The organism is Psychrobacter sp. UBA3068 (genome assembly GCF_002366815.1).
Classification (GTDB): domain Bacteria; phylum Pseudomonadota; class Gammaproteobacteria; order Pseudomonadales; family Moraxellaceae; genus Psychrobacter; species Psychrobacter namhaensis.
Map to the genome: position 1 here is coordinate 1 of NZ_DFBY01000012.1, position 25912 is coordinate 25912.

At 43.9% G+C, this 25912-nt stretch carries 25 protein-coding genes and 1 tRNA gene; 14 read left to right on the forward strand and 12 right to left on the reverse strand.

The genetic code is table 11. The annotated features are described in order from the left end of the window. Positions 1 to 367 precede the first annotated feature (367 nt). The gene (locus B2P60_RS02925) at positions 368 to 1477 is read left to right on the forward strand and encodes a hypothetical protein (protein WP_286739355.1); all 1110 of its coding nucleotides are present in this window, start codon (positions 368 to 370) and stop codon (positions 1475 to 1477) included. A 48-nt stretch (positions 1478 to 1525) separates the two neighbouring features. Here B2P60_RS02925 and B2P60_RS02930 read toward each other — a convergent pair whose 3' ends face one another. Both B2P60_RS02930 and B2P60_RS02935 read right to left on the reverse strand, forming a co-directional pair. Next, complete coding sequence (locus tag B2P60_RS02930; protein ID WP_286739357.1) at positions 1526 to 2878, reverse strand: tyrosine-type recombinase/integrase; 1353 nt, start codon at positions 2876 to 2878, stop codon at positions 1526 to 1528. Between the two features lie 283 nt (positions 2879 to 3161). Then, positions 3162 to 3252 (reverse strand) — tRNA-Ser (locus B2P60_RS02935). 177 nt (positions 3253 to 3429) lie between these two features. On the opposite strand from B2P60_RS02935, the gene B2P60_RS02940 reads away from it, so the two are divergent. The 3 genes from B2P60_RS02940 to B2P60_RS02950 all read left to right on the forward strand — a co-directional run bounded on the left by B2P60_RS02940 (position 3430) and on the right by B2P60_RS02950 (position 5254). Then, a complete protein-coding gene (locus B2P60_RS02940; protein WP_286739359.1) occupies positions 3430 to 4275 on the forward strand; it encodes a DNA/RNA non-specific endonuclease in 846 nt (281 codons plus the stop codon). Positions 4276 to 4347: 72 nt separating this feature from the next. Beyond that, the gene (locus tag B2P60_RS02945) at positions 4348 to 4611 is read left to right on the forward strand and encodes a hypothetical protein (protein WP_286739361.1); all 264 of its coding nucleotides are present in this window, start codon (positions 4348 to 4350) and stop codon (positions 4609 to 4611) included. Positions 4612 to 4870: 259 nt separating this feature from the next. Further along, a complete protein-coding gene (locus tag B2P60_RS02950; protein ID WP_198334417.1) occupies positions 4871 to 5254 on the forward strand; it encodes a DUF2147 domain-containing protein in 384 nt (127 codons plus the stop codon). Between the two features lie 110 nt (positions 5255 to 5364). Here B2P60_RS02950 and B2P60_RS02955 read toward each other — a convergent pair whose 3' ends face one another. From B2P60_RS02955 to B2P60_RS02970, 4 genes are all read right to left on the reverse strand, one after another. Next, positions 5365 to 6627: an ammonium transporter gene (locus B2P60_RS02955; RefSeq protein ID WP_193005581.1), complete on the reverse strand. Its 1263-nt coding sequence runs from the start codon at positions 6625 to 6627 to the stop codon at positions 5365 to 5367. Between the two features lie 78 nt (positions 6628 to 6705). Next, entirely contained in the window at positions 6706 to 7044 is a 339-nt protein-coding gene (locus tag B2P60_RS02960; protein WP_010197981.1) for a P-II family nitrogen regulator, read from the reverse strand. 470 nt (positions 7045 to 7514) lie between these two features. Continuing rightward, entirely contained in the window at positions 7515 to 8369 is an 855-nt protein-coding gene (locus B2P60_RS02965) for a universal stress protein (RefSeq protein ID WP_286739364.1), read from the reverse strand. Positions 8370 to 8530: 161 nt separating this feature from the next. Continuing rightward, on the reverse strand, positions 8531 to 10030 hold the full coding sequence (locus B2P60_RS02970) for a SulP family inorganic anion transporter (RefSeq protein WP_230710661.1): 1500 nt from the start codon (positions 10028 to 10030) through the stop codon (positions 8531 to 8533). Between the two features lie 651 nt (positions 10031 to 10681). Here B2P60_RS02970 and murD point away from each other — a divergent pair. Both murD and B2P60_RS02980 read left to right on the forward strand, forming a co-directional pair. Continuing rightward, complete coding sequence (gene murD, locus B2P60_RS02975) at positions 10682 to 12106, forward strand: UDP-N-acetylmuramoyl-L-alanine--D-glutamate ligase (RefSeq protein WP_286739368.1); 1425 nt, start codon at positions 10682 to 10684, stop codon at positions 12104 to 12106. A 282-nt stretch (positions 12107 to 12388) separates the two neighbouring features. After that, positions 12389 to 13585, forward strand: coding sequence for an FtsW/RodA/SpoVE family cell cycle protein (locus tag B2P60_RS02980; RefSeq protein ID WP_230710665.1), 1197 nt, complete (start codon positions 12389 to 12391; stop codon positions 13583 to 13585). 96 nt (positions 13586 to 13681) lie between these two features. Here B2P60_RS02980 and gluQRS read toward each other — a convergent pair whose 3' ends face one another. The 6 genes from gluQRS to B2P60_RS03010 form a co-directional block, all read right to left on the reverse strand. Continuing rightward, the gene (gene gluQRS / locus B2P60_RS02985) at positions 13682 to 14623 is read right to left on the reverse strand and encodes a tRNA glutamyl-Q(34) synthetase GluQRS (RefSeq protein WP_286739370.1); all 942 of its coding nucleotides are present in this window, start codon (positions 14621 to 14623) and stop codon (positions 13682 to 13684) included. A 285-nt stretch (positions 14624 to 14908) separates the two neighbouring features. Then, entirely contained in the window at positions 14909 to 15346 is a 438-nt protein-coding gene (dksA, locus tag B2P60_RS02990; RefSeq protein WP_193005575.1) for an RNA polymerase-binding protein DksA, read from the reverse strand. Positions 15347 to 15836: 490 nt separating this feature from the next. After that, entirely contained in the window at positions 15837 to 16682 is an 846-nt protein-coding gene (locus B2P60_RS02995; protein ID WP_286739371.1) for a metallophosphoesterase, read from the reverse strand. 262 nt (positions 16683 to 16944) lie between these two features. Continuing rightward, a complete protein-coding gene (locus B2P60_RS03000) occupies positions 16945 to 17763 on the reverse strand; it encodes a metal ABC transporter permease (RefSeq protein WP_286739373.1) in 819 nt (272 codons plus the stop codon). Positions 17764 to 17854: 91 nt separating this feature from the next. Next, the gene (locus tag B2P60_RS03005) at positions 17855 to 18637 is read right to left on the reverse strand and encodes a metal ABC transporter ATP-binding protein (RefSeq protein WP_286739376.1); all 783 of its coding nucleotides are present in this window, start codon (positions 18635 to 18637) and stop codon (positions 17855 to 17857) included. Positions 18638 to 18686: 49 nt separating this feature from the next. Further along, positions 18687 to 19235: a transcriptional repressor gene (locus tag B2P60_RS03010; RefSeq protein ID WP_286739378.1), complete on the reverse strand. Its 549-nt coding sequence runs from the start codon at positions 19233 to 19235 to the stop codon at positions 18687 to 18689. A 221-nt stretch (positions 19236 to 19456) separates the two neighbouring features. Here B2P60_RS03010 and B2P60_RS03015 point away from each other — a divergent pair, with 221 nt between their 5' ends. The 8 genes from B2P60_RS03015 to atpA all read left to right on the forward strand — a co-directional run bounded on the left by B2P60_RS03015 (position 19457) and on the right by atpA (position 25787). Further along, positions 19457 to 20407, forward strand: a complete 951-nt coding sequence (locus tag B2P60_RS03015; RefSeq protein ID WP_286739380.1) for a metal ABC transporter solute-binding protein, Zn/Mn family — start codon at positions 19457 to 19459, stop codon at positions 20405 to 20407. 281 nt (positions 20408 to 20688) lie between these two features. Further along, entirely contained in the window at positions 20689 to 21087 is a 399-nt protein-coding gene (locus tag B2P60_RS03020; RefSeq protein ID WP_286739382.1) for an ATP synthase subunit I, read from the forward strand. A 72-nt stretch (positions 21088 to 21159) separates the two neighbouring features. Beyond that, complete coding sequence (locus B2P60_RS03025) at positions 21160 to 21327, forward strand: hypothetical protein (RefSeq protein WP_286739384.1); 168 nt, start codon at positions 21160 to 21162, stop codon at positions 21325 to 21327. A gap of 448 nt (positions 21328 to 21775) precedes the next feature. Next, positions 21776 to 22642 carry a F0F1 ATP synthase subunit A gene (gene atpB, locus B2P60_RS03030; RefSeq protein WP_198334426.1) on the forward strand — a complete coding sequence of 289 codons (867 nt, stop codon included), beginning with the start codon at positions 21776 to 21778 and terminating at the stop codon, positions 22640 to 22642. Positions 22643 to 22675: 33 nt separating this feature from the next. Then, positions 22676 to 22924 (forward strand): F0F1 ATP synthase subunit C, encoded by a 249-nt coding sequence (gene atpE, locus B2P60_RS03035; RefSeq protein WP_010197960.1) that lies wholly within the window; start codon positions 22676 to 22678, stop codon positions 22922 to 22924. A 117-nt stretch (positions 22925 to 23041) separates the two neighbouring features. Beyond that, positions 23042 to 23512 carry a F0F1 ATP synthase subunit B gene (locus tag B2P60_RS03040; RefSeq protein ID WP_193005568.1) on the forward strand — a complete coding sequence of 157 codons (471 nt, stop codon included), beginning with the start codon at positions 23042 to 23044 and terminating at the stop codon, positions 23510 to 23512. Positions 23513 to 23525: 13 nt separating this feature from the next. Further along, positions 23526 to 24149: a F0F1 ATP synthase subunit delta gene (locus B2P60_RS03045; RefSeq protein WP_193005567.1), complete on the forward strand. Its 624-nt coding sequence runs from the start codon at positions 23526 to 23528 to the stop codon at positions 24147 to 24149. A 93-nt stretch (positions 24150 to 24242) separates the two neighbouring features. Beyond that, complete coding sequence (gene atpA, locus B2P60_RS03050) at positions 24243 to 25787, forward strand: F0F1 ATP synthase subunit alpha (RefSeq protein ID WP_193005566.1); 1545 nt, start codon at positions 24243 to 24245, stop codon at positions 25785 to 25787. Positions 25788 to 25912: the final 125 nt, after the last annotated feature.

The following is a 25912-nucleotide window of genomic DNA, read 5'->3' on the forward strand; positions in this document are numbered from 1 at the left end:
TGACAACTACCTTGAAAAACTCCGCTACGTTGGAAATTATATTTGGATGGAGTTAGCTGGACGGTTCATGTAAGAGGGCTTTTCTATATTGATATCTGGACTTAGAAGCTGTAAGTATTACTATATAATCTAATATTATATATTTATAGTACAACGTAATTTTATGTGGTGTGTCTTCTTTTCTTAATACTTTCCATTCTTAATGTTTATTTGTCCGTATCCCTTGATATTTTTTAAGGTTAAGATTTTTTTTCCACGATTTTTCCACAATGTATATATGATTTCTCTATGAGTTTTGGTAGGATTGTCTAATTCCAGCTTACGTTTTTTACATCTAGTAATGCCATAATTTATCAAGGAGGCTGTAGTGTCTACAGAGTTAGCAGGCAAAAAAGAGCCAATCAACCAATTAGAGGTGATTAGTCAAGTAGAACCGATCAATCAATCGTTAATTCCAAAATCTGTACTAGAATATGCTGAAAGTAAGTGGTTGAGAATGTGTATTGATGCATATTTGAAAGGCACAAAAAAACATATAGACAGTTTAGATAATCTTTATAAAGGAATAGCTGAATTAAGTGTTGAAGACGCCAGGTCTTTACTGCTTTTTGAATTGAGGTTAAGCGGTAACTTCGATAAGATTTTGCAGTATGATGATGATGACCTTAAAAACTTACTTGCTTTCCAGATAAAAAGCTATACAGATCCGATTCATAGATTTCACTTATTAATTGATACTAAAATAAAAAATGTTTTGCCTAACGCATATATAGCGTGGTTCAAAAATGACCTAAGATCTTCGCTTTATCTTGCAGGTTTAATGCAGAGAACACTTGAAGAAAATAGGATAGTAAAAAAAGGTAGTGAAGAGTTTCTAACATATATCAATGACTATATACGTTTTAATGCATATGGTTATATATCTGAAATTCAATACAATATTCCTTCGATGGAGCATAGCTTTACTGAAAACCCAATGAGCTACCAAAGTGGTAATGGGGCCATTGACGTAATGCTTGGTTTAAAAGATTTATACTTAAACAATATAACGCCTACTAAAGAGATTAAATGGATAGACCTTACTAATGATGAACAAATTCAATATCTTTACGAAAGGTTGATTAAGCAGGGGAGTCTCATTCTTAATAAGAGCTTTTTCCCTAATAGTACAGAGGAAATGTATTATTTGATTCTGGCAAGTTTTGATAGTTTATCAAACTCTACTGGTAGTTCAGGTATAAGAGAAGGAAAACATAAAGACAGTTCAGCAAGACAGCTTGTATTGTCTCTCGTAGAAAAATCTTGGAAGGCAGCGGATAAACGTGCTAATAAATCTGAATCAGGTAAGCATAATAATATTAAAGTATATAAAAAGAATGAAAGTAAGTTGGAAAGCCTAGTGTCAAAAGGCTCTACAACTACAAGTAAGTTAATAAATGAGCTGATTATAGAGGAATACAATAAAACATTTAAGTAGACAACAGAGGCTATCTTGATTCACAACTAAAGTAGTAACTCCCTCTAGTTAGTGAATATAGTCTTGCAAATCATCTACTGTGAGCCCTTGGTTTAGCAATGCTTTGATCAAGGCTTGCTTATCAGCGTTTCGCAATGAATCAGGACGTTTGCTTTCTAATGAGTGCTCAATTTGCTGCCGTGCTGTCTGAAAGTCAACGACCTCGCCTGTGTCTCTGAGCAGGTCTAAAAAGTCTGCCCAGACTTGCATGATCTTACGGCGTTCTTCTAAGTGTTGCGCGTGGTTATAAACTGCGCGAATGCTGCTTTTTTTATCATGTGCCATTTGCTTTTCGATGGCGTCGCCCATATAGCCAAGCTCGTTTAAGTTAGTGGATGCGATGTGACGGAATCCGTGCCCAGTTTGCTTGCCAGCGTAGCCAAGGATGTCTAACGCATTATTAATGAATTCTTCACTATAAGGCTGGTGCATACCAGTGTGATAGAAAACGTATTCGTATTGACCTGTGATGGGTCTCATCTCTTCTAACACTGCTAGCATTTGGTCTGACAAAGGAACAACATGCTTACGTGCAATCTTAAGGTTATCAATATCGACACGCCATAGACGGTTAGGGAAGTCGATATGCTCCCACTTCATCATACGTAGCTCGATAGTACGACAGAATGAGTAGGCTAAAAATTTCATGCCTAATCGAGTTTGGTCATGACCATGATAGCTTTCAATATCTTGTAATAGTTTAGGTAGCTCACTAAGCTCAACGTGTTTCATGTGCTTAGTTTTTGCTTTTGGATATAGCTCTTTTAACCCTTCTGTATGATTTACCTTAATGAGGCGTTCTCTCTTAGCTCTTCTAAGAATATTGCCAACGAGATCAATAGTACGTCTGGTGACTTCTCGTGGCGGTGTTCCTTTTTTAGCCCTACTTTCAATGTTATCTGCCATTGATTTACAATCTTCAAATGTCATATCTTTCAAGGCTATGCCTTTAAAGCTTGGTAGCACGTCTTTGTGCATGCGATTATAGTCTTGCTGATAGGTGCGAGGTTTCACGTTGCGCTCACGCTCCTCTAGCCATTCAAGCGCATAATCATTGAACATCTTAGCTTGCTCGTTCACAAGCCTGTCTTGACGCTTTTTATTTTTTGGATTGATTCCATTGGCTACCAAAGCCTTGATATCAGAGTTAGCTACTCTCGCTTCTGCTAAACCCATCTGTGGGTATGTACCTAAAGTAGTTTTCTGCTGCTTACCATCGAAGCGATAAGCACTTACCCACGTTCGCGTGCCTGAGCTACGCACCAGTAATTGTAAACCTTGTTGGTCACTATATTTGTCAGGACGAGAAGGGGTGCATTTATCAGTGGGTTTGAGCTTACGAATCTTACTATCACTTAACATGTTGGTCTATTTCCTATACCTACGAGCTATATGTTTAAAGCGTTAAGACGATTATGTTGGTCTAAGGCATATAATTCTAGATAGAATGTTGGTCTAATTTAGGTGTATATGAATAATAGACCAACGAATAGACCAACACAAGCCACGGGATAGGTGGGTTATGTTGGGTTGAATTGGGAAAATAGCAGGCATAAAAAAAACGCTAGACGCGTTATTTATAAAGGGTTTAATTGGTATATGGGTGGAATTGGGGCAAGGTGGGAAAACTAGGAATTTATAAGATTGGCGGTGAAGGAGGGATTCGAACCCTCGATACGCTATGAACGTATACACACTTTCCAGGCGTGCGGTTTCAGCCACTCACCCACTTCACCGTTTTTTGAACGCCTAAGTATAGCGGATACCATTTAAAATGTCACGACCTAAGCCTTATCTTTCTTTATTTGTAGGCGCCTGCTAGGATAGCGTATACGTAATAACAAGCATAGATGGTTGAAAGTTGCATGATAAGTCTTGGCAGGCTCAAACACAATTTGAAAAAAAGCACAATAATGGCTGTAATGACGGTTGTAGTAAGCATAAACTCAGCGCATGCTGATGACTTTACCCAGTGTAGCCAATCTTTTTATGGTGGTATTTATCCTGAATTCATCAATACCAAGTTAAGTAATAAAACACAGTCGCTATGCATGGATGGTTTTGCGGTGATGTATTCAGGCGTGTCCCGTACACCGCTGTGGTCGGCTGAGTATCTGGATCGTACACGTCTACAACAAGCCAAGCAAATAGACCGTGAAGACAGCTTTCATGAAGAAAGTCGTCTGCCAAAATCAGTGCGCGCCTCGTTGTCTGACTATTCAGGATCTGGTTATGATCGCGGGCATTTAGCGCCCAACGCTGATATGGCAACACGCAGCCAGCAATACGATAGCTTTAGTCTGGCCAATATAGCCCCGCAATCACCACGTAATAATCGTTATATTTGGCGCAATATTGAATCGGCGACCCGTTACTTGACGCAGCAATATGGTGAGGTTTACACGGTAACAGGCGTGGCCTTTACGGACAAAAAAACCAAGCAGCTTGCTGACCGGGTGCTCGTGCCCAGTCATTTTTTCAAAGCAGTCTATATTCCAGCGATCAATCAAGCAGGGGTTTATTATGCGCCCAATGATGAATCAGAACGCATAGAGATCCTCAGTGTGGATGAATTAGCGACCAAGATTGGCATCGATGTCTTACCCGTCTTGGACAGTAAAACCAAAGCGCATGCATTTGATCTGCCGTTAAAAGCAGGTGAGGCCTCAGATATTCCCGAGACGTCAACAGAAGCGCCTGATTGGCTGCTGTTTGTTTGGGCGATTTTTGAGTGGCTATTGGCACAATTACAGGCATAAAGCCTTTTATGTGAGTAAAATCGCCCAATTTAGGAAAGCGAACAAGTTGCTGTTAATAAAAAGGATAATCAGATGATTGAGCCATTTGCTAATAACCACCAAAGCATGCAGATTGGTGAGCTCGTAATCGAAAATCAAGTAGATAAAATCATCATATATGGTGATATCGAACTGACTTTAGACGCCGCTGGCTATCAGCAAGCCCAGCAGTTACATGAGCTGACCGCTAAAATTGTGCAGGCTTTTGAGACCCCTGACATTTATAGTAATAGTGCGGAAAAGTCAAAAGAAAATGATGACCAGTCGGGTAGAAATATCGACAACCCTTTCCTGTAACTCTTTGATATGGTTTTGTTTTTATGGCAAGAATAAAGCATAAAAAAATTACTAGGCAAACCATAAAAATTGCTTATAATGAGTCAAGACATCGCTTATGTCGCGCAAGTCTTTGAAAAAACGTATAAGTAAGGGCGGTTAATGAGCTGTTAAACAGGGTAAAGCCGCGATACTTGTAGTAAAGATTCTAGCAAAGGATAAGCATAGAACACCAGAAACATAACGTTTCGCATAATCATTGTACGAAGGGAGTCAATCTATGAAGTTATTTACAAAAACCACGTTAGCAGTTGCAGGTATCAGTTTAGCCAGCATGGCATTCGCCGCTGACCCATTAGCCAATACCACTTGGCAGACATATGATGAAGGCAAGCCAAAAGGTACCGTAAAGATTACTGAGTCAAACGGTGTACTAACAGGTACTCTTATTGCTACTAACTCAGCCAAAGGTAAAAAGCACATTGGCACAACTATTATTAGAGGTCTAAAAGCTGATGGTGGTGGGAAGTACAGTGGTGGTACGATCACTGATCCTGAGAAGGGCAAAGACTATCGTATGACAGCAAATTTAAGCGGAAATACCTTAAAGCTAAGAGGTTACATTGGTCCATTCTCACGCAGTCAAGAGTGGAAAAAGAAATAAGCTAATTTTTCATTTTTAAAGTCTAGTATAAATCTGATCAAAAAATCCCGCATTACCGAAAGGTATTGCGGGATTTTTAGTGCGTGTCGGTTAATCGACCTTCAACACCTTTATCTTACAAACTCTGGATAAGCTTCCATACCACATTCAGCTATATCTGCCCCTTCATACTCATCTTCTTCAGAGATACGTAGACCGATGACAGCCTTGATGATGGCCCAAACGATTAAGCTGGCAACGAATACCCAAACAAAAATAGTAGCGGCCCCAGCAATCTGACCCAAGAGCGTCGCTGCTGGATTGGTAATCGGTACGATAAGTAGACCAAATAGGCCAACCACACCATGAACGGAGATCGCCCCCACAGGGTCGTCTATCTTTATTTTATCTAGTGCTAGAATAGAGAGCACAACAATCACACCAGCGATGAGACCAAAAAGGGTCGCTTGCAACGCAGATGGGGTGGAAGGCTCTGCAGTGATTGCGACCAACCCTGCAAGTGCACCATTTAAGAGCATCGTCAAATCAGCTTTACCAAAGATGAGGCGTGCTACTAATAAAGCACCAACGGCACCACCAGCAGCTGCTGCATTGGTATTCAAAAAGACCATCGCAACTGAGTTGGCGCTAGCAATGTCGCCAAGCTTTAGCACAGAACCACCGTTAAAGCCAAACCAGCCCATCCACAATATAAGAGTACCAAGCGCTGCTAATGGTAGGTTAGCACCTTGAATTGCGCGTATCTCACCATTAGGCCCATACTTACCTTTACGTGCACCTAATAGTAAGACGCCTGCCAAGGCCGCGGCTGCCCCTGCCATATGGACGATACCCGAACCTGCAAAATCAGAAAAACCCATGTCGCCGAGGTTAAATAGACCAAAGACGTCTTTGCCACCCCACGTCCAGCTGCCTTCTAATGGATAAATCACGCCAGTCATCACCACGGCGAATAATAAAAACGACCACAGCTTCATGCGTTCAGCCACAGCCCCTGATACGATAGACATACAGGTCGCGACAAACACCACTTGGAAGAAAAAATCAGACGCAGCAGAGTAAACAGAATCACCGCCAAAACCATTTTCAGCTGATGCGGTTAGCGCATCTTCTACTAATGTCGCATTGCCTGCAATGCCACTCAAAAATAGCTCACCACCATACATAATGGCGTAGCCGCATATCATGTACATGATAGAAGCGGTCGCAAAGAGCGCGATGTTTTTGGTTAGAATCTCAACCGTATTTTTTGAACGAACAAGACCGGCTTCTAACATGGTAAAGCCCGCTGCCATCCACATGACTAGCGCCCCACATATCAAAAAGTAAAAGGTGTCAAGTGCGTACTGGAGCTCAAAGATTTGATTTTGCATATTAATTCCCCCTTGAATTGATGCAATACAGCTATCGGTGTGTGCTATAAGTCTGTGTCTATAGGTTGGCCTTAGGCTTTAGATCGCGTCAGGGCCTGTCTCGCCGGTACGTATACGAATGACTTGCTCAAGCGCAGTAACGAAAATTTTACCGTCACCAATTTTGCCTGTGCTAGCGATACGAGTAATGGCTTCAATAGCAGGTTCAACCATCTCGTCGATGACCGCCACTTCGACTTTTACTTTAGGCAAGAAGTCCACCACGTACTCTGCGCCGCGATAGAGTTCTGTGTGACCTTTTTGGCGACCGAAACCTTTGACTTCAGTAACTGTGACACCTTTAACACCGATGTCAGAAAGCGCTTCACGTACATCATCGAGCTTAAACGGTTTTAAGATCGCAGTGATTAGCTTCATAAAAAATTCCTTATTTGTGTGATGCCGCAGGTTGATAGAGGCACTGTATGCATCGTATCGCTGCCATGCTTACCATAAGTCATTCAAGAACTGTGCCAATTTACTCAAGGGGGAGAGGTAGGATTGGATTTATTTGCTCAAAAATAACCACAGCAGTGGCAAGTGATACCGTCTATGTGGTCATGACATCAGTTGCCATAATAAGCACAGACAATGTCAATCAACCGTTGGCGTTGAATCAACGAAAACTTTATTATAACCAACTTTTTAGGTACTTGGGGAGGCGATCCATCTATTTCATGTGACGATTTGCTAACTTGGTTTGAGGAGTTGATAGGATGGATAGAGGTAAACGTACTGCTGAGAGGGAAAGGGTGAAACAAAGACAAGCCGCAGAGCACGATATTGACGTTCATGCTCTGCGTGCAAATAAGCAAATAAAAAGGCGTGAAGGTATAAGTAGCTTAACGCTAAGCTTTAGGGAACAGGAGGTAGGGGATTTTGGTGCTGCCTAGCAGTTTTTTAGTGTCACTGCCTTTTACAAGTTCGCGCAGACGAGAGTGACCAAAGGCGCCCGTCATCAATAAGCCTATATTATTCTCGTTTTGATAGTAAGTTAAGGCAGCTGTGACGTCACGGCTGTCTAGTAGTGCTTTTTTAGACTTAATGCCCGCTTGCTTGAGCCGCGCATAGGCTTCACGCAGCGCATCGCAGTTTTCAGAGTTCTCTTTACCCACCATGACCACGTGCACGGTCAACGCTCGCACGAGTGACGTTTTGCACAGCCAGTTGAGTAGCTTATGGCAGGTTGGGCTGTTATCAAAAGCAAATAAGGCAGTGGTAGGGGGCAAAAATGGTGCATGCGTCACCAAAATGGGGCAGTGGCTCACTCTGATGAGTTGGCTTAAGGGAGACTTGCAGGTGACATTGTGGCCTATGACGATCAATTGTGCTTTGTCATCGACATAATCAATACTTTCGTTAAGTTTCTCGTGCCGATGCAACGTATAAGTCTTAAGTTTGTGATGTTGCTGTTCACAGTAGGAAGTGGCTTGATGTAGCAACAACTTACCTTGGGCTTTTAGCTCGCAGTTACTTAAATGCTCTTTGGTCGTGAACTGCTCGAGCAGCGTGTGCTCATCATCGATATTAAGACAGCCTGAATAGTTCACTGCTGCTTTTTGCTGCAAGCTTGGCACAGAGTGCAACAGGCCAACAGGGGATTGCAGGCGCGTAGAGGCCCACATGCTCGCCTCTAACACAGCTTGCACATGATCAGGGCAGTCTAAGCACGCAATCACACTATCTGGTTTCAAGTTACTCATAAGACGACCACAACGTTAATAATAATAAAAATCAGCCAATCAGTAGAGGACTAGGACGTAATGAACCAACCCAGCCTTTTTAATCAACGTGATCCTCTATTAAACTTTAGTTTTATAAAACACTGACGAATGTCAGCATGATAAAGCGGACGCAGACTGGCTTAATCCAATAAGCCAATATCGCGGCGATCGTGGATAGAGAAGCGATCAATCAATGTTCGGCTTGCATTGTTGAGTCCCACCACTTTGACATCAATGCCTTCACGTTGCAAGCGCATGACCAGCTTGTCCAAAGTGTCAACGGCGCTGACGTCCCAAAAATGCGCTTGGCTGACATCAATTTGAATGCTGTCTAAGGCTTCTTTGGTATCAAAGCTACTTAAGAACTGCGTGGTAGACGCAAAGAAAACCTGTCCCTGAACGTAGTAATAGCGTGTGTTACTGCTGTCATCATACTCGCTAAACACGGTTAAAAACTGACCAATCTTATTGGCAAATGCCAGCGCAGAGAGCAACACGCCGACACCGACGCCATAGGCTAAGTTGTGTGTAAAGACCGTGGTCAAAACAGTGGCTAGCATAACAATGTTAAATGACACGGGGTGCGTTTTAAACTCGCGAATAGATTGCCAATTAAAGGTGCCGATCGATACCATAATCATCACAGCGACCAACGCGGCCATTGGAATTTGGCTGACCCACTCACTTAAAAACACCACCATAATGAGGAGTACCACCCCTGCTATCAAAGTAGACAGACGCGTACGTCCGCCAGACTTGACGTTGATCATTGATTGACCAATCATTGCACAACCCGCCATACCGCCAAAAAATCCTGATACCACGTTCGCCATACCCTGACCACGACACTCGCGGTTTTTATCACTTGGCGTATCGGTCAATTCATCAACGATCGTGGCTGTCATCATAGATTCTAACAAGCCAACGATGGCAAGCGCGATAGAATAAGGCGCGATGATCAGCAATGTAGTTACATTCAATGGAATGTCAGGCAACAAAAACATGGGTAAAGAATCGGGCAAATCCCCCATACTGCCAACGTTACGAATATCAAGATTCATATACATCGCGACCGCCGTCAATCCAACAATACAGATAAGCGGTGACGGAATCACGCGACCGATTTTAGGAATAAGCGGGAACAAGTAGATAATAGCCAAACCCGCTGCCGTCATGATATAAACGGTCATACCAACGCGTTCGGTCATTGGGTTCAGCTCGGGTAGCTGGGCTGCAAATATCAATATTGCCAGCGCATTGACGAAGCCAATGACCACTGAGCGGGAAACAAAGCGCATCAAGTTACCGAGCTTTAGAATTCCCATGACGATCTGGATTGCACCGCATAATAAAGTAGCGGCTAGCAGATACTGTAAGCCATGCTCGGCGACCAAATCCACCATCACCAGCGCCATCGCCCCAGTCGCAGCCGAAATCATCGCTGGACGGCCACCGACAAAACTAATCACCACGGCGATACAAAATGAGGCATACAAGCCGACCTTTGGGTCAACGCCTGCGATGATAGAAAAAGCAATGGCTTCTGGAATCAGGGCCAATGCGACGACCAAACCTGATAAAACATCACCGCGAACATTGGAAAACCACTCGTCACGCAAGGTATCAATAAAAGATGTCATAAGTAAACTGTATAGGGTTAGAGGCAAAAAAAGTAATCATTGCGCAGTAATAAAATGATCGCGTCGCTATAAAAATAGCTATTCATCTTGGTTTGCGGCAACACGCACGGCGTCATGTTGGGGCATTGAATTATTAACGGTCAGTCATAAATATATCTACTGATTTATTTACTGGTATCACTAATACGTTCACCCATAATAAATCTAGGAGATTATCTAAAAAAATAGTGTTTACAACAGGTTGCTTAAAGTAAGGTATTCGAAAATAGCACCGACAACAACGGATAGCGTCAGCAATAATTTGCTGCGGTAGAGGGTGATAAGTAATCTGTGAAATAAAAGCGGCAGTCTGACACAGCACGATCACAACATCTATCGTCGCTAAAGAGATGTGACAATAGCGCGTTAAATGTGGCAACATGCTAAACTGAAACGCTTGGGGTGATACTCACTCATATACAGATTAGGGCAGCTATTATAACACTAGCCGCCTCATATAAAAACAGGCGCATAATAGCACAAAGTCATAAAAAACCAGTACCGAAATTTGAGTGATACCGTTATGATACTTTTTATCTTAACGGTATCACTCAGCTTCTTAATAGTAGGTTTGTTTGACGCCATTTTGCTCGACCAATAGAAGGAATAGATATGACCACCAATACTGCAACTGACGGCTTACTTCATAAAGGCAGTGGTCTACAAGTCGTGGTCGGTTTGGGACAATCTGGGCTATCAGTAGCGCGCTATTTGGCTCATCAAGGCTATCAGGTAGCAGTCACTGATGCTCAGGCGACTCCCAGATTAGCTGATCAATTGCCAGCCGAGATTGATATTCGCCAATTTGGCGCAATCGACGCCGCGCTGTTGCAGCAAGCGGCACGTATTATTATCAGCCCTGGCATCTCCCTTGATACCGAAGCTGTAGCTGCCGCCCGTCAAGCGAATATTCCCGTCGTCAGCGATATTCAGCTGTTTTGTGACGCCTGTACAGTACCGATAGTGGCGATTACGGGGTCTAATGCCAAAAGCACCGTTACCACGTTAGTGGGACAAATGGCGGCGGATGCTGGTGTCAATGTCGGCGTTGGCGGCAATATTGGCGTACCAGCACTCACTTTATTTGATAATACCGATATGGAATTGGCCGTGCTTGAGCTGTCTAGCTTTCAGTTAGAAACAGTGACTAACTTGAGCGCACAGGTTGCAACGGTTCTGAATATGTCGCCCGATCATTTAGATCGCCATGGTGACATGCTCGGTTATCACCAAGCCAAACACCGTATCTTTCAAGGGGCCAAGTCGGTGGTCATTAATCGTGAAGATGCACTGACAAGGCCGTTGGTTGCCGACAATTTACCCAGAATCAGTACGGGTATTCATGCGCCAGATAAAGGTCAGTATGGTCTTATCACCGATCCTGAAGGCCAGATTTATCTTGCTCACGGTACAGAAAGGCTACTATCGGCAGACAAACTGTTGATTAAAGGTCGTCATAATCTGCTCAATGCGCAAGCAGCACTAGCGCTTGGTGAGCTTGCAGGCTTACCACTTGATAGTATGCTAGATACTTTACAGCAGTTCACAGGTCTTGCGCACCGCTGCCAGTATGTGGCAACTGCTGCTGACATTGATTACTTTAATGACTCAAAAGGCACCAACATCGGCTCGACCATGGCTGCCATCGAAGGGCTGGGCGCGGTCTATGCACCAAAAGATGGGAAGCTGTTGTTGATTTTGGGTGGACAGGGTAAAGGCCAGCAATTTGGCGAGCTGACCCCTTTTATCAACCAATATGTGAGCCAAGTGCTGTTTATCGGTGAGGACGCCCAGCAGATTGAGCAGCATTTACGGGCAGCCAACATAAGCGATGACGTCGCCTTACATCAGTGTCAGACGTTAGAAAACGCTTTTGCGACTATTCAACAAGTGACAGCAAGCAGCCTATCACAAGTGCAGGCTGTGCTCCTGTCACCCGCTTGTGCCAGCTTTGACCAATACAGTGGCTATGCTGATCGCGGTGACCATTTCAGTCAGCTGGTTGATCAATTAAGTCTGCCCAGTCAAGCAGTCTAATGATCGATTAAATGCGTTGGTGTGGCAGGCAGGTCAGTAGTCCTTGGGTGAGAGGAATATAGGCGGGCATTTTATTTATAAATGATTGTTTTGCTTATAAATTACTGCTACTGTCCATAATAACTGGTCAAACAAGCCGGCTGCTATGCTCTTTACTTGATTGTCTGTTCAGTCGTCATATGTATATGGGTAGCTGAGCATTTGATAATACTTACTTTATATTTTTTAAACGGTGGCGTTTAATAGACGCCGTGTTTTTCGTTCGTTAGTGTATATAAAATTATGGCGCTCTCTTCTTTTTTTCGTTCCTCGTCGCAGCCCAAGCAAGCCTCTGGTTCAGACGGTATACTGTCTATGCCGTCAGCTCGCGCAATTTTACTATCGAGTGTCGGCTGTATGCTGGTACTCAGTTTATTGATGGTGGCTTCTGCGTCTATTCCTTTTGCCCTCAGCCGCGGTATGACAGAGCTATACTTTTTCAATAACCAGCTGCTGTACATGATGATTGGTCTTATTATCGCCGCCATCCCTTATTATGGTGTGTCGTTGCGAACGTTATATAAGACCGAAACCCAGTTTATTTTATTGGGTATTACCGGCATATTGCTCGTAGCAACGCTGTTTAGTACGCCTATTAATGGTTCTAAGCGTTGGTTGAACTTAGGACTGTTTAATTTTCAGGTAGCAGAACTGGCCAAATTAGTCATGATTGTCTTCGTGTCTGATTTTGTGGTGCGCCGCTCTTTTGAGGTGCGTAATGGCTTAGATGGTTTCTTACGAATTATGCTGGTGGTGGCGCTAATAACCATCCTACTGTTATCGCAACCAGATTTTGGCTCTTTTGTCGTTATTTTGGGTACCATTTTTGCGATTTTTTACATCGCTGGTGCCCCTTACAAGCATTTCTTAGCCTTAGGTGCAGCCGCTATTGGTGGGGCTGTCTTAATGGTGACGACGGCGCAGTACCGATTGGTGCGTGTGATGTCATTTATGGATCCGTTTGACGATGTGCAAGATACGGATTATCAACTAGCCCGCAGCTTGATCGCCTTTGGTCGCGGACAGTTTACGGGTGTGGGCTACGGTGAGAGCGTGCAAAAACTGTCGCATCTACCAGAAGCTCATACCGACTTTTTATTGGCGATTACGGGTGAAGAGCTGGGTTTTGTTGGCGTGACGATGGTGTTGGTGCTCGAAGCGCTGATTATCGGTAGTGCGATGCGTATCAGTTACAATGCGCTAAAGCGTCGGCAGATGCGTATGAGCTACACCGCCTTTGGTATTGGTGTGGTGTTTATCGCGCAGACGATTATTAACGCCGCGATGAATATGGGCGCGATTCCAACGAAAGGTTTGACCATGCCGTTCTTTAGCTACGGCGGTTCTTCAATGTTGATCAGTCTAGTCATGGTAGCGCTATTGCTAAAAATCTACAAAGAAAGTCCTGAGATCGAAAAAAGCCAGTGCCGATATTATTAATAGATTTTAGGTTCTTAACAGATTTATTGATAACGTCTGCCCTCATTTAAACAAAAAGCGTCGCTACTGGTGGCGCTTTTTGCTTTTTGATGAGATTCAATGAGGCGCGTTCAGTTGTTGCTTACCTTGTAGTGGTGTGTTGTCCCATTGAGCAATCGCTTGCTTGAGCATATTGGTGGGGGTATCTTGATCGACGGCGGGTTGTTGTAAGAGTTGTAAAGCAGTAGCGATGAGCTGGCTTGGATCCCGCGTGTCAATCGGCTGAGCGAGATTCTGTTTAGAAAGCTTTTGTCCATCAGGATGACATATTAGTGGCAAATGATACCAATGATCGATAGTTGGCAGATGAGCCGCCCGCATGATACTGATTTGCGCTGTGGTCATGGGTAGGATATCCAAACCGCGCATGACGTGGGTGACTTGCTGCAGACCATCATCGAGGCTGGCCGCCAAAATATAGTTGATCATACCATCTTGGCGGCGCGCTACCATGTCACCTAACGTTTGCTGAGGGTTATCCCATTGTATTCCTTGGATACCGTCGTTAAAGCCAATCCTATAGTCTGGCAGCTGTATGCGTAGTTTATGCTCTTGTCTACTAAGGTCAGCTTTGATACAGCAGCGCGGATAACGCTTCCTATTAGGTGCGCCTTGGCTGGTATCATTGACAAGCTTGTTTTGTTCTTCTTGCGCCCAATACTGCTCCAAATCTTTGCGTGAGCACTGGCAACCATAAGTCAGTGGGCGTAGGGCTGACGACAAGTAATCATTGTAGATATCAATACGCTCAGATTGATAAATGATATCACCGTCCCAGTGTAAGCCCAGTGTCTCTAAGTCGATCAGAATCTGCTCAGTAAACTGTCGATCACAGCGTTCTGTATCGGTATCTTCGATACGCAGCAGCCACTGTCCATTCAGTGACTTTATATGGCAAAAACTGGCAAGGGCAGTGGTTAGTGAACCAAGGTGCAACTCCCCAGTGGGTGAGGGGGCAAAGCGGCCAATAGGCTGTGGTGCGAGGGCTTGATTGGGCATAAGGATCTGGCTAGTTTTTAAAGTAGCGGATTATCAGTAAAATTGATGGATAGAATAATAAAGATACGTGTAAAAAGATATTGATGAAATAAGCTTATTTTGTGAATCTTCGCAGTCTCAAAAGGTATGATTGGTTGGGTCATCTTTACTTGCTGTACTGTGAGTTTGTGACATGGGATGGGTCATTAGCCAAAAAACGCCTCAACCAAAACGCGACGAGCGACCAATCGTGTGGCCGCTCGTGCTGGTATTTATATTCTGGTACTTACGTCAATGACAGCTCGTTTACGCCCCTTGGTTTTGACGCTCTTTAATCTCAGACAACGTTTTACAGTCAATACATTGAGTGGCTGTGGGACGCGCTTCTAAACGGCGCAGACCAATCTCTACACCGCAGGTTTCACAAAAACCATAGTCATCGTTTTCGATTTCCACCATAGATTTATCGATTTTGCGAATAAGTTTACGTTCACGGTCACGTGTACGCAAAGCCAACGCAAATTCTTCTTCTTGAGTGGCACGATCGTTGATGTCCGGCATAGCGCTTGACTCATCTTGGATGTAGTTCTTAGTGCGATCCGCTTCGCCAATCAACTGGCTTTTCCAGTCTAATAAAATAGCCTTGAAATGCTCTAGCTGTGCATCAGACATGTACTCTTCGTCTGGGGCTGGCACATAAGGCGTAAACTTAACTTCACTTGGATTTGGGGTCAGGGTGCTCATATGGGTATCCTACTTTTTCAAATTAATTCAATAAAACGACGTATCAAAAGATAAGACGTTATTAATGTACAAACGCTATCATTTATTCCTTTATCAAACGTTTTACCACGTGGTGATACAAGTAACACAGCTGATCTAATAGTACGTTATTTTGGTATGCTCACATCGACATGCAATAGTCAGGTATATTGTTATAGATATTTTTAATGAAATGGCATTGTCTAAAGACTACGACCAATCACTGACTATGAAGATTTAGTTTGGGGTCGACGTAGCCATCCTAGCTATTATCATTCGGCCTATATCAAATATTAGACAGTCCTCGTTGCATTTTACAAGTTGTATCATTGTTTCTAATAATAATGAAGTTATTTTTTACGTTGAAGTCAGATTTTCTATTAACAGCCCTTGTATATCCGCTTAAGTAATAGCCCTTAAAAGCACAAGCTATAAGGGCTGGCACTATTATTTATGCCATTAAATCTGGCCATCAAGTATCCAGTCTTTCAACCCAGCTTGCAACCTTTCCATTGTTGGCTAATTGCAACCAGCGATAACCAGGTCGTCCGCCTTTATCATGGGCAAAATCATCCTCATAGGGCATAAACTGATAGCAGGTAGACGGTGTGCTATAAACGGTGACACCTTGACGCTGGCGGACCTGCTCTTGGTGAGTATGTCCACTGATAATCACTTGTAGATGCTCAAACGGGGCCATATGCTGCCAAAAACTTTCGGTGTTTTTTGCCATATGGGTGTCAATCCAATTCGAATTTACGGGAATGAGGTGATGGTGTAAGGCAATTAGCGCAGGTTTATGACAGGTACTAAGCCTACTACATAACCAGTCAATATCAGTGGAGGTGACTTCGCCCGCCACTTCGCCAGTGACAGAGGAGTCCAGTAATAGTAGCTGCCAGTGCTCCGCCTCAATGACATGCCGGCTAAGCAGACGTGAATCCGCAGGTCGGGCAACCAGCTCACGTTGAAAGAAAGGCAGATCTTTCCCGTTCTCATCAGTCACGTCGTGATTGCCAGCAATACAAACAAAAGGAATGTGGGTCGCCTGCAAGACTTGAAAGATATAATCATAAATAGTGGACTCTACCTGATTGACTAAATCACCAGTCACGATGATCAAATCGCAGCGCATATCTTCACTCAGTGCTTGCTGTAGTACTTTCTCAAAGCTACGCTGACAACTGGCCACCTCGTCACAATGGCTGTGACTATCAGTACTGGCCGCGACAGGCGTGGATAAATGTAAATCACTGAGCTGTAAAACATTTATTTGATCATCTGGCGTGCTGATTTTATTGACAGGATAGCTTAGCATTGGGTCAGTCCCTCATCGAAACAAAACAATTGATGTTGCTAGAATGAATAGGCATAAACGGGCTATTAGCAGTTTTTTCATCGCTTATTACTGCTATGAGTGTGAAGATGAACTCACACCATGATGATAATAGCTAATCAGCACCAACCGTATTAGGGCAAGTTTACCTCATTAAGCAAATGAAAGCTCTAGTAATATTAATGAAATAAAGTTGGATAAGACAGTTAAGGAAAACAGTTAAACAGCATGGGCCATGACACGATCAATGGCGAGTGGACCAAAACTTTGCTGCGATAATTTTTGAAAAAATCAGCGCCATAAAAAATAAAATCGCTAATATCAACACGATAGACAGCCCAGTCTGGATATCCAGCCAGATACTGCCCCACACCCCCAAGGTCACGCCAAGTTGGGCGATAAGTAACGACACAATGACCATTTGTTTTGGCGATTTTGACCATAACCGAGCCGTTAGCGCTGGCAACACCAATAAACCACTGATTAATAAACTCCCAACAGCTTGCAGGGCAATCGCACAAAATCCTGCCAACAGTCCCATAAAAAACAGGCGCTGGCGTGTGGGGTTAACACCCTGTATGCGTGCCAACGCTTCATGAGTGGCAAGTTTGATTTGCGCAGGCCATATATAAATGAGTAGACACAAGCCAACCAGTACGCTACTAGCGATTAAGGGCAAGTCGGCCCAGTCAAGCTCCAGCAAGTTACCAAATAAAAATCCCAAGACATTGGCTTGTTGGTCGGTCAGCTGGGTTAAGGTTAATAACCCTAAACACAACAATGAGACGGCAACGACTGCCAATACTGCATCAGCTGGCAGGCGCTCATCATCAATGAATACCAGTCCCAACACGACCACCGCGCTGACTAACGCAATACCAATACCCATCGGCAATTGCCACAGTACAGCCAATGCAACACCCAGTAAGGTGCCATGTGCTAATGCATCGGCAAAAAATGCCATGCGCCGCCACAGAACCAAACATCCTAAGGGAGCAGACAATAGCGCTAAAATGCTGCCAGCGATCCAAGCGGGGGCAATGATGGCTAACCAAGCAGTCATAATAAATATCCGTAAAGTTGCTGATAAAGGCTAAAAGCGATATTTGTATTTAATACATTTAGCGTTAGAGGTTTGAGGTACATTATTACCCTTAAAGCTCGCTTGGGGCGTGATGCTCGCAGGCATGAGGCTGATGCACATATGGCTGCTCATAATGGTGACCAAATAGCTTCTGGAACTCCGTGCTAATCGCAAGCTCACTTGGCCGCCCTTCACAACAAATATGCTTATTAAGGCAGATCACGCGGCGACTGCCGCGCATTACCCAATGTAAGTCATGCGACACCACCAGCATGGCACAGCGCAAAAAGTCTGGCAGCTCATCAATGAATTGATACAACCAAACTTCAGTATCAGGATCAAGACCTTGCATTGGCTCATCTAAAATTAACAAATTGGGTTTGTCTAATAACGCGCGGGCCATCAATACCCGCTGGGTCTCACCACCGGATAGATGTAGCATTTGCCGCGACAGCAAGTGGGTCAAGGACAGATTATCAAATATAAACTGCCGCTGTTTGGCTGTTAAACGTTTCTTATTTGCTTGACCCAATAAATCGCTTACGCGTAACGGCAATATCGGTGGTATGGCAAAGCGCTGCGGTACATAGCCAAGTTGTAACGGCTCATGCGCTTTGATACTACCTTTAGTTGGTTCAATCAGACCTAAAATAAGTTTGACCAATGTCGATTTACCAGCGCCATTGGGCCCAATAAGACTGACAGTCTCATTCACAGCAATATCGATATCAATATGTGAGAGTAAGCGCTGCTGTCCAATGTGATAGCTTATATTATGTAAACTTAACAGTGGCGTTTTACCATCGGTACTGGCGACTGATGGTTGGTTTGAGGGTGATTTAGAAGCATTCATAAGGTCACAGCGGCTTAAAGGAATAATAAGAAATAGGGAGCATCAATCGTCATACCGTTTGGTCTGACTGACATGTCTGACACAAACCGCTCAGTTCAATGACACTACGCGCCACCACAAAACCAACATCTTGCTCTGCAAAGCTCATCATCTCTTGCACGGGCACACTGCTACATTCTTGTACCTGCTGACACTGCTCACAGATTAAAAAAGCTGCCGTATGCTGTGCTCGTGGATGACAGCAGGGCACGTACGCGTTGATAGATGTCAGCTGATGAATCAAACCTTCTGCCAGCAAAAACTCCAAACTGCGATACACCGTTGGCGGTGCGACGTTTTTTGCATCATTTTTTGACGCTTTTATGTCCTCATCTTTAGCGGACAAGCGGGCTTGTTGCAACTGAGTGATCAAATCATACGCACCCACAGGCTTAGTCGCTTGCAGTACAAGCGCATATATTTGTTGGCGTAGTGGGGTAAAACGGACGCCGCGCGCCCGACACTGCTCCTTTGCCGCTGCGACTCGATCCGTCACCTCTTGCGTTGAAAAGTGCTGAACATTATGCAGATGCTCACAGGTAGATGAAGTGATAGACATGGCGCAAGCTCCTAGGATTGACATAATAACGCCAGACAGTATAAGCGAAGGGCAAAAAAATAAGCGATAAAATAACACAGGGCGGCATTAATGTTATAGTATAACATATTAACAATAAAAATAATCTCACTGTTATTCTATCAATCCATGCTCAATCGTCTTTGCGCCAGTGCATCACACTGACTTGTACTGTCATACCTGTTTAATAGGAATATCATCACATGACTGCTCACCATACTCTCAATAGTTTCGCTGTCCCGCCGCATTCATACCCTGAAAAACCCAGCCAACCGACGTTTTTTGATCATGTAAGAACCAGGCTTAAGCGTTCAAAATACTTGATGACAGGTGTAGTGCTAACGCTTAGCGCTTTTGGCTCTCTACAGGTACAGGCCGCAACGGTCAGTGTGAGCAACCATCCGATGTTTTTACTCAGTCAAGCGGTGACTGAGGGCACGCCTTCTGCCAATCAAATTTTACAAGCTGGTAATGTGGGCCATCATGGTAGTATCAGTCCCAGTGATATGAAAGCCATTAAAGACAGCAAATTTGTGGTCTGGTTTGGTCCGTCACTAGAAAGCAGCTTGACTGGCAGCTTAGAGAGTGCGCCCAACGCCATTGCTCTATTTGACTTCAATGCTTTTAATCGCCACCCGCTGCGTGATGTGACAGGCGCGCCAATTAAAGGTACCCTCGATCCGCATATTTGGCTGGATCCTGAAAACGCCAAAGCCATCACTCGGGCATTGGCGGTCATTCATAGCCACGCCAATCCAGAATACAAAGCGACTTATCAGGCCAATGCCAAAAAGTTTGCTCAACGTATGGACCAAGCAGTAGCAAAGGTACAGAAGACCACCCAGAAAAAACGCCCTTACTGGGCCTATCATGATGCGTACCAATATATTGAAAATGCAGCACAAATACAGCTGGCAGGCAGTGTAAGTACAGATCACCACTTGTCTCCCAAAGCCAGCCAGTTACGCTGGCTGAATGAACATCGTCCCACCAAACAGATGTGTTTGGTCAGCCAAAGCCCACCTGCAAAAGGGCTACTGGCTAAACTCCAACCTGTAAAAACCACCATACAAGCTGAAGATATGAGCACTAGCAAAGATTTTGTTAGTGGTTGGCAGACGATGGCGCAGCAAATCTCTCAATGTATATTGTAGATAAGCTGTTTAAAAGTCATGGGCTCAAAGCCCCTGGGCCACCGTGACACCGTTAGACTTTAAACCTTGTGTGATTGCCCAATAGGCAGGCTAATCATACATAGTTTAGCTAGATGACTGATAAAAGGCATATTTTGCTTGCTTAACCGTCTCATGCTCCCTATAATAAAGAGCGTTTTATTTTGGTTAACAGGTAATACCTATAGAAATGAGCCATTCACGGATAAAAGTGTCGTAAGCATGCTAGATTATCCCAAAGTTGTAAGGCTGTAGGAATACCGATGACCAAGCCTGCCAAACGCACGCAAAAAGATAAAATTGGTGTCTATATTAAGCGCCAAGCGTGGATACTGTTCATCCTTATTATCCTTGTTTGGATCATAGATAAGGTTTGGCTACGTAGTGAGCTTGTTGTAGCAAAGAGTGCCGCGATCGGTGCGCTACTCAGTTTTACTACTCAAGCAGTATTTGCTTTTTTTATCTTTTGGTATACCGGATATCGCGCACGCCAACATATTGTTAGCCAGCTTTATCGGGGTCAGATGGCCAAATGGCTGTTGACTGTGTTTGGTTTTGCACTAATTTTTATTACCGTACAACCCCTATCTGCGCTTGCGCTGTTTATCGGTTTTATGGTAATGCAAATTAGTCACAGTTGGATGTTGTGGCATATACGCTAGCGCTAATAAATTATCGCTATATAGATCATTTATTAATAGTACTGGCAAGCCACCCTGCCGTCCAGCTTCTCTATGACTAGTTCGATAAAGTCAAAGCGTAAAAAACTGTCTTGGGACAGTGCCAGTAATGGCAAAGACCGCAGTATGAGTGTCTTAAATAAGTGTGGCACGCAAGCATACGCTGCTAGGGTAGGGCGGGTTTGGCTACCAACACTGTTTATTATGATGAAATTCTCATAATTTAATTGTAGACGCAAAGCCACGTTATTCATTATTACGATTGGCTAACTTATTCATACAGTGGATAAAAGAAACATAATTGACTTTACACGAATACAACGCTGCATTAATATAGGCAGCTAAATATTTTGCTTATAAGCGCTACACCAAGCGCCGGTCGTAAAAACACGACCAGTAGGCAACACACATATAATAATTTTGCGTACATATGCAAGGGCTATTACTGAGTTATCATAAGCCCTTTTTTGATAGCTAAAATTTATCTTAAGCTGTTAGATGTAGCATTAGTAATAGAACTATGGGTTGGATGTTGTTGGTTACATGAGTGCTTTAGTATGATTTATTTTCCTGCTTGTTAGCAAGATAAATAGACGCGGCTAAACCTCATCAGATGACAACCATATTTTTGGTAGTTGATTAAATCGTTGATTAATAAGAAGCTTACATTATGGCATCCGAGCAAACATCATCAGAATATATCTCTCACCACTTAACGAATTGGACGTATGGCTATCTACCTGGCGAAGGTTGGAAAGTTGCCTATACTGCTGAAGAAGCAGGGCTAATGGGCTTTAAAGCTATCCATCTTGATTCTATGCTATGGTCAATCGGACTGGGTATCTTATTTTGTGCCATCTTTTGGATGGTTGCCAAAAAAGTCACCTCAGGCGTGCCAAGCAAAACTCAGGCTGCGGTTGAGATGATCGTTGAGTTTGTTGATAACAACGTTCGTGATTCATACAGTGGTACATCAAAATTGATTGCGCCTTTGGCGTTGACCATTTTTGTTTGGATCTTCTTGATGAACTTGATGGATTTGATACCTGTCGATTTCATTCCAGGTATCGCTGGGCAAGTTGGCGCCGCTATGGGCCATGATCCACATCATGTTTTCTTTAAGATTGTTCCAACGACTGATCCTAACATCACGCTTGGCATGTCGTTCTCTGTCTTTGCACTGATTATCTTTTATAGCATTAAAGAAAAAGGGTTGGGCGGCTTTATCGGTGAGTTAACATTGCATCCATTTAGTGCCAAAAACCCAATCGTACAAGCGATTTTGATCCCCATCAACTTCATCCTAGAAGCAGTTACTTTGATAGCCAAACCTGTATCACTTGGTTTGCGTTTGTTCGGTAACATGTATGCTGGGGAATTGATTTTCATACTGATTGCTCTAATGCCGTTTTGGATTCAATGGGCGTTATCGGTACCGTGGGCTATCTTCCACATCTTAGTTATTACACTTCAAGCGTTCGTATTCATGATGCTGACGATAGTTTATATGTCGCTTGCATCATCAACTGAACATTAATTAGACATTCAATAGGTAAATGAGGATACATCAATGGATCCAGTATTAGGTGGTTACACAGTTATCGCAGTAGCACTACTTATCGGTCTTGGCGCACTTGGCACAGGTATTGGTTTTGCTATTCTAGGTGGCAAGTTCTTAGAAGGTGTTGCACGTCAGCCAGAACTTGGCTCACAATTGCAAACTCGTATGTTCATCGTAGCAGGTCTTCTTGATGCTATTCCGATGATCGGTGTTGGTATTGCTATGCTATTGTTGTTCGCTAACCCTCTAGCAGGTTAATCCGAAAGCTCAGTTGTAAATGTTTGGTATTCGGAGATTTTCTATCAAATATAGTCAGAATTCGACTGCCAAACATGATCAATGAAACTGATTTTTCATTAACAAAGAGGTGATCACGTGAATATCAATTTTACCCTCGTCGGTCAAGCCATTGCTTTTGCAATATTTGTGATTTTTTGCATGAAATTCGTGTGGCCACCACTTATCGGTGCCATCAATGAGCGTCAGCGTAAAATTGCTGAAGGCTTGAATGCCGCAGAAAAAGCAAAAGCAGATCTGGCAACCGCGGAGCAAGATGTCCAGCAGGAGCTTGATCTTGCAAAGACCAAAGCTGCTGCCCTAATCGAGCAAGCGAACAAGAGTGCCAACCAGCTTGTCGAAGATGCAAAATTGCAAGCCCAAGCGGAAAGCGAGCGCATTCGTCAACAAGCTCAAGCTTCTATCGACCAAGAAATCAATCAAGCTCGTGAGTCATTACGTGCTCAAGTTGCTGAACTGGCTGTCCTTGGTGCAGAGAAGATTTTGCAAGACAAAGTCGATGTGCAAAAACATGCCAGTATGTTAGATCAACTGGCGGCGAAGCTGTAATTGTGAGGATATAATGGCTGACTTATCAACCTTAGCACGACCGTACGCTAAAGCCGCGTTTGACTATGCCAACGAAAATGGGGTAGTAAATGAGTGGGAAAACTTCTTATTTATTGCCAGTACCGTTGTCAATGACAAGTCGTTCAGTACTTGGCTAGACAATCCAGCTGTTTCTGCTGAGCATAAGTCAGCTGCTTTGGTCGATCTTTATGATGCGCAAGTAGCTAGCGCTAATGACTCTGCTTTTAAGCAGTTATTAGATGAGGCTCGAGGGGTCCGCCCTGACAGTGACGCCAGCTATCCAAAAGTATCAGTAGCACTTAGTAACTTCGTTAAACAGTTATCAGAACAAGAGCGTCTGGCGCTGCTTCCTGAAGTTTATGAGCATTATCGCCGTCACAAGGCAGTAAGCTTAAAGCAGCTTGACGCATATGTGACCTCTGCTTATCCATTGACCGACGCTCAGCGTGAAACGCTGCAAACGCGTCTTGCCGCATCGCTAAATGCGAGTGTGGTGATTCACGAATCGGTCGATCCAAGTCTATTGGCAGGCGCTACGATCAAAGTCGGTGACAAAGTCATTGATGATTCGATGCGCGGCAAGTTACAACAGTTAAAAACACAGCTAACTGCCTAATGCCATTCATCAACGCAGCCATGTAATGTCTGCGTGATAGTAAGAGCATTTAAGTCAGTGGGCGGGTTATCATAAATTAAAGGAAACAAGGCAATGCAACAATTGAATCCAGCGGAAATCAGTAACCTGATTAAGCAGCGTATTCAAGACCTTGATGCGGGTGCAACTGCAAAGAATGAAGGCACGATTGTCAAAGTATCTGACGGTATCGTGCAGATTCATGGTCTTGAAGATGCCATGTACGGCGAAATGATTGAGTTTGAAGGCGAAATCTACGGAATGGCGCTCAACTTAGAGCGTGATTCTGTCGGCGCGGTAGTACTTGGTGATTACCTAAAGCTGCAAGAAGGTCAAAAAGCCTATTGTACTGGTCGTATTCTTGAAGTACCAGTAGGTCCTGAGCTGCTAGGCCGTGTTGTTGACGCTTTGGGTAATCCTATTGATGGCAAAGGTCCTATCGATGCCAAGATGACTGATAAAGTCGAAAAAATTGCCCCAGGCGTAATCGACCGTCAGTCAGTAGATCAGCCAGTAATGACTGGTTATAAAGCCGTTGATACCATGATCCCAATCGGTCGTGGCCAGCGTGAGCTTATCATTGGTGACCGTCAAACGGGTAAGACTGCGATGGCTATCGATGCGATCATCGCGCAGAAGACATCTGGTATTAAGTGTGTGTACGTCGCAATTGGTCAAAAACGCTCTACTATCGCTAACGTGGTACGTAAGCTTGAACAAACTGGTGCGTTAGAATACACCACTGTTGTGGTTGCTTCAGCATCAGAGCCTGCTGCACTACAGTACATCGCACCGTACTCAGGTTGTACGATGGGCGAATACTTCCGTGATCGCGGTGAAGATGCACTGATTGTATTTGATGATTTATCAAAACAAGCAGTTGCGTATCGCCAAATTTCACTACTATTACGTCGTCCACCAGGTCGTGAAGCTTATCCTGGTGACGTATTCTATTTACACTCACGCTTACTTGAGCGTGCATCACGTGTGAACGCTGACTACGTAGAAAAATTCACCAATGGCGAAGTGAAGGGTAAAACAGGTTCTTTGACCGCTCTACCTATCATTGAAACGCAAGCGGGTGACGTATCTGCATTCGTACCAACCAACGTGATCTCAATTACCGATGGTCAGATTTTCTTAGAATCAAGCCTATTTAACTCAGGTATCCGTCCAGCAGTAAACGCTGGTATCTCGGTATCTCGTGTGGGCGGTGCAGCTCAGACTAAGATCATCAAAAAGCTATCTGGTGGTATCCGTACGGCTTTAGCTCAGTATCGTGAGTTGGCTGCGTTTGCTCAGTTCGCCTCAGATCTTGATGATGCCACTCGTGAACAGCTTGATCATGGTGAGCGTGTTACTGAACTCATGAAGCAAAAACAGTATCAGCCGATGTCAATCTCTGAACAAGCCGCGGTTATCTATGCGTCGAATGAAGGGTTTTTAGCGGACGTGCCTGTTGAAAAAATCGGTTCTTTCGAAGAAGCTTACTTACGTTATATGCATGATGAGCAAAGTGAATTGATGCGTGAGATTGATGACACTGCGAACTACAACGATGATATCGCAGGTCGTTTAAAGTCAGCTTTAGAGACCTTTAAACAAAATCACAGTTATTAATTTAACGGGTTAAGCCGAGTTGGTTATTACTGTCGTGTACAAAGTGGCGCGTTGTCTGTTTAGATACTTGCGCCACTGTTCTAACCATTACCGGTATTAGATCGCGTAATGCACAAGATATAAAA

Bases quoted from the DNA above. Each gene is read 5' to 3' on its own strand.
- B2P60_RS02930 (WP_286739357.1), bottom strand. From the start codon at position 2,878: ATGTTAAGTGATAGTAAGATTCGTAAGCTCAAACCCACTGATAAATGC.
- B2P60_RS02940 (WP_286739359.1), top strand. From the start codon at position 3,430: ATGGCTGTAATGACGGTTGTAGTAAGCATAAACTCAGCGCATGCTGAT.
- B2P60_RS02945 (WP_286739361.1), top strand. From the start codon at position 4,348: ATGATTGAGCCATTTGCTAATAACCACCAAAGCATGCAGATTGGTGAG.
- B2P60_RS02950 (WP_198334417.1), top strand. From the start codon at position 4,871: ATGAAGTTATTTACAAAAACCACGTTAGCAGTTGCAGGTATCAGTTTA.
- B2P60_RS02955 (WP_193005581.1), bottom strand. From the start codon at position 6,627: ATGCAAAATCAAATCTTTGAGCTCCAGTACGCACTTGACACCTTTTAC.
- B2P60_RS02960 (WP_010197981.1), bottom strand. From the start codon at position 7,044: ATGAAGCTAATCACTGCGATCTTAAAACCGTTTAAGCTCGATGATGTA.
- B2P60_RS02965 (WP_286739364.1), bottom strand. From the start codon at position 8,369: ATGAGTAACTTGAAACCAGATAGTGTGATTGCGTGCTTAGACTGCCCT.
- B2P60_RS02970 (WP_230710661.1), bottom strand. From the start codon at position 10,030: ATGACATCTTTTATTGATACCTTGCGTGACGAGTGGTTTTCCAATGTT.
- murD (WP_286739368.1), top strand. From the start codon at position 10,682: ATGACCACCAATACTGCAACTGACGGCTTACTTCATAAAGGCAGTGGT.
- B2P60_RS02980 (WP_230710665.1), top strand. From the start codon at position 12,389: ATGGCGCTCTCTTCTTTTTTTCGTTCCTCGTCGCAGCCCAAGCAAGCC.
- gluQRS (WP_286739370.1), bottom strand. From the start codon at position 14,623: ATGCCCAATCAAGCCCTCGCACCACAGCCTATTGGCCGCTTTGCCCCC.
- dksA (WP_193005575.1), bottom strand. From the start codon at position 15,346: ATGAGCACCCTGACCCCAAATCCAAGTGAAGTTAAGTTTACGCCTTAT.
- B2P60_RS02995 (WP_286739371.1), bottom strand. From the start codon at position 16,682: ATGCTAAGCTATCCTGTCAATAAAATCAGCACGCCAGATGATCAAATA.
- B2P60_RS03000 (WP_286739373.1), bottom strand. From the start codon at position 17,763: ATGACTGCTTGGTTAGCCATCATTGCCCCCGCTTGGATCGCTGGCAGC.
- B2P60_RS03005 (WP_286739376.1), bottom strand. From the start codon at position 18,637: ATGAATGCTTCTAAATCACCCTCAAACCAACCATCAGTCGCCAGTACC.
- B2P60_RS03010 (WP_286739378.1), bottom strand. From the start codon at position 19,235: ATGTCTATCACTTCATCTACCTGTGAGCATCTGCATAATGTTCAGCAC.
- B2P60_RS03015 (WP_286739380.1), top strand. From the start codon at position 19,457: ATGACTGCTCACCATACTCTCAATAGTTTCGCTGTCCCGCCGCATTCA.
- B2P60_RS03020 (WP_286739382.1), top strand. From the start codon at position 20,689: ATGACCAAGCCTGCCAAACGCACGCAAAAAGATAAAATTGGTGTCTAT.
- B2P60_RS03025 (WP_286739384.1), top strand. From the start codon at position 21,160: ATGACTAGTTCGATAAAGTCAAAGCGTAAAAAACTGTCTTGGGACAGT.
- atpB (WP_198334426.1), top strand. From the start codon at position 21,776: ATGGCATCCGAGCAAACATCATCAGAATATATCTCTCACCACTTAACG.
- atpE (WP_010197960.1), top strand. From the start codon at position 22,676: ATGGATCCAGTATTAGGTGGTTACACAGTTATCGCAGTAGCACTACTT.
- B2P60_RS03045 (WP_193005567.1), top strand. From the start codon at position 23,526: ATGGCTGACTTATCAACCTTAGCACGACCGTACGCTAAAGCCGCGTTT.
- atpA (WP_193005566.1), top strand. From the start codon at position 24,243: ATGCAACAATTGAATCCAGCGGAAATCAGTAACCTGATTAAGCAGCGT.